The following is a 6,024-nucleotide window of genomic DNA, read 5'->3' as shown; positions in this document are numbered from 1 at the left end:
CGGGAGGAGCGCCAGGCCGAGAACTTCCGCAAGATGCTGGTGGCCATGGCCCGCGACCTCCGCGTGCTCATGATCAAGCTGGCCGACCGCCTGCACAACATGCGGACCCTCCACTACCTCAGCGCGGACAAGGCGCGGAAGATCGGCCAGGAGACCCTGGACATCTACGCCCCGCTCGCCCACCGGCTCGGCATGGCCAACGTGAAGGCCGAGCTGGAGGACCTCGCCCTCCGCACCCTGCACCCCGACGCCTACGTCGACCTCCAGCGGCGGGTGGCCAAGCGGCGGCTCGAGCGCGAGGCCGACATCAACCACGTCATCGCGATCCTCGAGAGGAAGCTCACCGAGGTCGGGATCGAGTCGCAGATCCGGGGCCGGCCCAAGCACTTCTACTCCATCTGGAAGAAGATGCACGAGCAGGGCAAGGAGTTCGACGAGATCTACGACCTCACCGCCGTGCGCGTCATCACCAACAGCGTGCGCGACTGCTACGGGGCCCTCGGCGTCATCCACTCGCTGTGGAAGCCCGTGCCCGGCCGGTTCAATGACTTCATCGCGATGCCGAAGGTCAACATGTACCAGTCGCTCCACACCACGGTGATCGGCCCCAAGGGCGACCCCGTGGAGATCCAGATCCGGACGCGCGAGATGCACCGGATCGCCGAGGACGGCATCGCCGCCCACTGGCTCTACAAGGAGAAGAAGACCGAGAAGGACCGGGCCGACGAGTCCCTCCTGTGGCTGCGCCAGCTCATCGAGACGCAGCAGGACATGAAGGATCCCCAGGAGTTCATGGACACCGTGCGGGTCGACCTCTTCCCCGACGAGGTCTACGTGTTCACGCCGAAGGGCGACGTCAAGGCCCTCCCCGAGGGCGCGACGCCGATCGACTTCGCCTACGCCGTGCACACCAAGGTGGGCGAGCACTGCGTCGGGGCCAAGGTGAACGGCAAGCTGGTGCCCCTCCGGTACACGCTCCGCCAGGGCGACATCGTCGAGATCGTCGCCTCGCCCAACCAGCACCCGAGCCGGGACTGGCTCAAGATCGTCAAGTCCACGCGCGCCCGCTCCAAGATCAACCAGTGGCTCAAGACGGAGGAGCGGGCCCGCTCGCTCGCCCTCGGGCGCGAGCTGTTCGAGCGCGAGGCCAAGAAGTACCGGCTCAACGCGGCGGGGCTCCTGGGCGGGGAGGCGATGAAGCAGCTCGCGGCCGACCTGGGCTTCCCGGGCCCGGACGACCTGCTGGCCTCCATCGGCTACGGCAAGACGTCCGTGCACCAGGTGCTGGCCAAGCTCGCGCCGACCGAGGTCCTGGAGACCGCGGTCGAGGCCAAGCCCAAGGCCGGCACCCGTCCGAGGGCCGAGAGCGGCGTCAAGATCCGGGGCGTGGACGACCTGCTGGTGCGCTTCGCCAAGTGCTGCTCGCCGGTGCCGGGTGACGCGATCGTGGGCTTCATCACCCGCGGGCGCGGGCTCACGGTCCACACGCGGGACTGCCTGATGGTCGCCAAGAGCGTGCTCGACCGGGAGCGCCTGATCAACGTCGAGTGGGACGGCGAGGAGCCGACGGAGGCCACGCGGCCCGTGCGGATCGCGGTCTACATCGGCAACGACCGCCCGGGGCTCCTCTCGGAGATCACCGGCGCCATCTCCTCGCGCAACGGCAACATCACGAAGGCCGAGGTCACGGTGACGGACGACAAGCGGGGGCTCAACCACTTCGTGGTCGAGGTCTCCGACCTCCGCCAGCTCCAGGCGATCATGGCCGCCATCCGTGAGATCCGCGACGTGATGAACGTCGAGCGGGTGCGAGGCGTCTGATGACCCGCGGGCAGTTCGAGCGCCTGGTCGAGCGCGCGCTGGCCACCCTTCCCAAGCGCTTCAAAGCGAAGCTCGACAACATCGCCGTGGTCGTCGAGGACTGGCCCGATGACGAGACGCTCGACGAGATGGGGATCGAGCCGCCCGACACGCTCTACGGCCTCTACCGCGGCGTCGACCTCACCCACCGCGACGCCGGCTACGGCAACGTGCTGCCCGACACCGTCACGATCTACCAGGGGCCAATCGAGGAGGACTGCGCCGACGCGGCCGAGATGGCGACGGTGGTGCGCGACACGGTCATCCACGAGATCGGCCACTACTTCGGCCTGAGCGACGAGGAGATGGAGGAGCTGAGCTCGGAGGGGGGCTGACGCGAGTCGGAGGGGGCCTCGACGGCCCCCTCCGAGACCTCCCCCAGGACGAGATTGCGCCGGCAAAGCCGGCACTCGAACAGGCGCAGCGTTCAGGGCCGTTCCACACACACATCCTTGGTGTTGCTCCGCCCCGTGTCGAAGACCGCGCCACTCCTCTACCCGGTGGCCGTAAGTTTTTCATTGACAAGGTATTTCATTAGTTCGTATGGTTTCAGCGGATGCTGAAACCGGTGGAGCAAACGAAACGATGTTTAAGTCTCAAGAGATTCGGCGGTTGGCGGCACAACGGCTGCGGGAGCTTTTCCCCAAGGCACGCTCCTGGGAGGAAACCCCCGACAGCCGGATTGGAAGCCAAGTCGCCGATCTCTTGGTGAAATTCAGGATGGGTGAGCAGGAGCACACGCTGGTGCTCGAAGTCAGCGAGCTCGGTCAGCCGCGGCAGATCCGGGAGACGGTGATGCGGCTGAATGAGGTTCGGCGCGAGCTTCCCAATGCCTATCCCGTGGCGACGGCCGGCTACATCAGCCCCCAGAGCGCCGACATCCTGCGCCGGGGCAACCTCGGGTACCTCGACCTTTCCGGCAATTGCTACCTCGCGTTCGAGAACGTGCTGATCGAGAAGGAGGGCAAGCGGAACCTCCGCCCCTCCACCCGGCCGCTGAAGTCCCTGTTCGCGCCTCGCGCCACCCGGGTCGTGCGCGTGCTCCTCGCCGAGTCGCAGCACGCCTGGCGGCTCGAGGAGCTGGCGCGGGCCGCCCAGGTGAGCCTCGGGCACGCCCACAACGTCGTGAAGCGGCTGGAGGACCTGGCGTGGGTGGACCGCGACGAGCATCAGCGGATCCGCCTGCGCAAGCCCGCCGACCTGCTGGAGGCGTGGTGCGACAGCTACACGTACCTCGACAACGAGGTGGCGACCTACTTCTCGGCGGAGCGGGTGACCCGCCGGGTCATGGCCGAGATCGTGCGGACCGCCGAGGGCGACGGGCGCCGGTACGCCTTCACGATGCACGCCGGCGCCGCGCTCGTGGCGCCCCACATCCGGATGCCGGCGATCCACTGCTACCTCGACGGCGATCCCGCGCCGGTGGCCACGGCCCTCGGGCTCCGGCCCGCCGAGGGCGACGGGAACGTCCACCTGCTCTCGCCCCACGACCAGGGGGTCTTCTACGGCCTCCTCGAGAAGGGCGGCTTCAAGGTGGCATCGCTCCCGCAGCTGTACGCGGATCTCTTCCACTACGAGCGCCGCGGCCGCGAGCAGGCGGAGCACCTGCGTCGCGAGGCGATGGGGTACTGAGGCAGCGGACGGGAGGAGGTGACGACCAACCATGAAGAAGAAGGCCAGCCGGAAGAAGGCGGCGAAGAAGAAGGGGCGCAAGTAGGACGAGCCGGCGGTCGACTACGGCGGTCCGGGAGGGAGGTGACGCCGACAATGGCCAAGAAGAAGGCCGCGAAGAAGAAGGCCAAGAAGAAGTAGGGCTGATGCAGGGACATCGGTGGGGGGTGGCGGCCTCCCACCGGGCACTCATACATCCGAATGGGTGCCAGGCACAGCATGCGTCCGTGCCTGGCACCAGCAGCGCTTCAGACGCTCTTGGTGACCTTGCCCGCCTTCATGCAGCGGGTGCAGACGCGCAGGCGCTTGGTCGTGCCCTGCACCACGGTGCGGACCGAGACCAGGTTCGGAAGCCACCGCCGCCGCGTCAGGTTGTGCGCGTGGCTGATGCGGTTTCCGACCGCGGGACCCTTGCCGCAGATGTCACAACGCTGGGCCATGAATACGCTCCTCTCGAGGTTGCTCCGGGCAGACACCTCTTATAGCATAGCCGGTTGAACGAGGCAAACTGAGTGGCCCGATCCGGTCCGCCTGCGGCATCGCCGGCCCCCGAAGGTCTCCTCACCCCGCTGCAGTTCCTGAAAGGCGTCGGGCCCCAGCGTGCCCGGCAGCTCCAGCGGCTGGGGCTCGAGACCGTCGAGGACGCGCTCTACTTCATCCCGTTCCGCCACGAGGACCGCACCCGGCTGACGGCGCTCTCCGCGCTCGAGCCCGGGAAGACGCAGTCGTGCGCCGGCACCGTGGTCGGCATCAGCCCGCCGCCGCGGGGGCGCCCGCGCCTGCCGTTCTCGGTGATGCTCCGCGACGCCACCGGCTACGCCACCGCGAGCTGGTTCAACGCGCCCTATCTCGAGCGGGTGTTCGCCCGGGGACAGCGCGTCGTGCTCTACGGCAAGGTCGTGCGCTACCGGGGCGCGATCCAGATCCAGCATCCCGACTACGAGATCGTCGAGACGGGCGAGGACGAGCGCATCCACTCGGGCCGCCTGGTGCCGATCTACCATCAGACCGAGGGCGTCGGCCAGCGCGCGCTGCGCGCGCTGATGTGGCGCGTCGTCGAGGCCCACGCGGGCGGTGTGGCGGACCCGCTGCCCGAGGCCGTCCGCGCGCGCCGCCAGCTCCCCGGGCTCGCCGACTCCCTCCGGAACGCGCACTTCCCCCAGGCCGAGGAGGCGCTGCGGACGGCCCGGCGCCGTCTCGCCTACGACGACTTCCTGGTGCTCCAGCTCGGCCTCGGCATCCTGCGCGCCCGCACCAGCCGCGCGCGCGGCATCGCCATGAGCCCGCGCGGCGAGCTGGCGCGGCGCCTGCGGGCGGCCCTGCCCTTCGCGCTCACCGCGGCCCAGGACCGCGTGTGGAGCGAGATCCGGACGGACATGGCCGCGCCCTCCCCGATGCACCGGCTGCTGCAGGGGGACGTGGGCTCGGGCAAGACCGTGGTGGCCGCCCTCGCGGTGGCGACGGCGGTCGAGGCGGGCTACCAGGCCGCGGTCATGGCCCCCACCGAGATCCTCGCCGAGCAGCACTTCATGACGTTCCAGCAGCTCCTGGCGCCGCTCGGCCTCCCCATCGCGCTCCTCACCTCCGCCGTGAAGGGCCGGGAGCGGGCGGGGCGGCTCAAGGCCGCCGCCGAGGGGGACCTGGCGTGCGTCGTCGGCACGCACGCCCTCGTGCAGGAAGGCGTGGAGTTCCGCCGGCTCGGGCTGGCCGTGGTCGACGAGCAGCACCGCTTCGGCGTCGAGCAGCGCGCGCGCCTGCGGGCCAAGGGCGAGCATCCCGACCTCCTCGTGATGACGGCGACGCCGATCCCCCGCACCCTCGCGCTCACGCTCTACGGCGACCTCGACGTCTCCCTGCTCGACGAGCTGCCGCCGGGGCGCCGTCCGGTGGTGACGGTCGCGCGGACCGAGGGCAAGCGGCCGCAGATCTACGAGTTCCTGCGCGAGCAGGTGGCGGCGGGCCGGCAGGTGTACGTGATCTACCCGCTGGTGGAGGAGTCGGCCGCGCTGGACCTCAAGGCGGCGACCGAGATGGCCGAGCACCTCCGGAAGGACGTCTTCCCCGACCTGGCCGTCGGCCTCCTGCACGGCCGCATGAGCTTCGGCGAGAAGGACGAGGTCATGCGGCGCTTCAAGGCCGGCGAGATCCACGTCCTCGTTTCCACCACGGTCATCGAGGTCGGCATCGACGTGCCCAACGCCTCGGTCATGCTGATCGAGCACGCGGAGCGCTTCGGCCTCTCCCAGCTCCACCAGCTCCGGGGGCGCGTGGGGCGCGGGCCCTGGAAGTCCTACTGCATCCTGCTCACCGGCGAGAGCCCGGGCGAGGAGGCGCGCGAGCGCATCGCCGCCATGACCGAGACCACCGACGGCTTCAAGATCGCGGACGCCGACCTGCGCCTGCGCGGCCCCGGCGAGTTCTTCGGCACGCGCCAGTCGGGGCTGCCCCAGTTCCGCGTCGCCGACCTGCTGCGCGACGCGCCGATCCTCGAGC

Annotated in this window: 6 protein-coding genes; 5 read left to right on the top strand and 1 reads right to left on the bottom strand. The window is 69.6% G+C overall.

Translation table 11 applies throughout. The features are described 5' to 3' along the window. The 4 genes from VGT00_17540 to VGT00_17525 all read left to right on the top strand — a co-directional run. The coding region (locus VGT00_17540) for a bifunctional (p)ppGpp synthetase/guanosine-3',5'-bis(diphosphate) 3'-pyrophosphohydrolase (GenBank protein ID HEV8533229.1) at positions 1-1,821 on the top strand (1,821 nt) is incomplete at its 5' end. Then, the gene (locus tag VGT00_17535) at positions 1,821-2,195 is read left to right on the top strand and encodes a metallopeptidase family protein (GenBank protein ID HEV8533228.1); all 375 of its coding nucleotides are present in this window, start codon (positions 1,821-1,823) and stop codon (positions 2,193-2,195) included. The genes VGT00_17540 and VGT00_17535, both read left to right, overlap by 1 nt. 373 nt (positions 2,196-2,568) lie before the next feature. Further along, entirely contained in the window at positions 2,569-3,492 is a 924-nt protein-coding gene (locus tag VGT00_17530; GenBank protein HEV8533227.1) for a type IV toxin-antitoxin system AbiEi family antitoxin, read from the top strand. 18 nt (positions 3,493-3,510) lie between these two features. Then, on the top strand, positions 3,511-3,672 hold the full coding sequence (locus tag VGT00_17525) for a hypothetical protein (protein ID HEV8533226.1): 162 nt from the start codon (positions 3,511-3,513) through the stop codon (positions 3,670-3,672). Between the two features lie 107 nt (positions 3,673-3,779). On the opposite strand, the gene rpmB is transcribed toward VGT00_17525, so the two are convergent. Further along, complete coding sequence (rpmB, locus tag VGT00_17520; protein HEV8533225.1) at positions 3,780-3,971, bottom strand: 50S ribosomal protein L28; 192 nt, start codon at positions 3,969-3,971, stop codon at positions 3,780-3,782. A gap of 72 nt (positions 3,972-4,043) precedes the next feature. Between rpmB and recG the strand changes: the two genes are divergently transcribed. Continuing rightward, positions 4,044-6,024, top strand: a 1,981-nt coding sequence (recG, locus tag VGT00_17515; GenBank protein HEV8533224.1) for an ATP-dependent DNA helicase RecG, incomplete at its 3' end; no start/stop codon positions are given.

The sequence above is a fragment of the Candidatus Methylomirabilota bacterium genome (assembly GCA_036002485.1).
Lineage (GTDB): Bacteria > Methylomirabilota > Methylomirabilia > Rokubacteriales > CSP1-6 > AR37.
Note: the sequence above shows the minus strand (reverse complement) of the source record. Positions and strands in the feature narration are given on the sequence as shown.

Bases quoted from the DNA above. Each gene is read 5' to 3' on its own strand.
- VGT00_17535 (HEV8533228.1), top strand. From the start codon at position 1,821: ATGACCCGCGGGCAGTTCGAGCGCCTGGTCGAGCGCGCGCTGGCCACC.
- rpmB (HEV8533225.1), bottom strand. From the start codon at position 3,971: ATGGCCCAGCGTTGTGACATCTGCGGCAAGGGTCCCGCGGTCGGAAAC.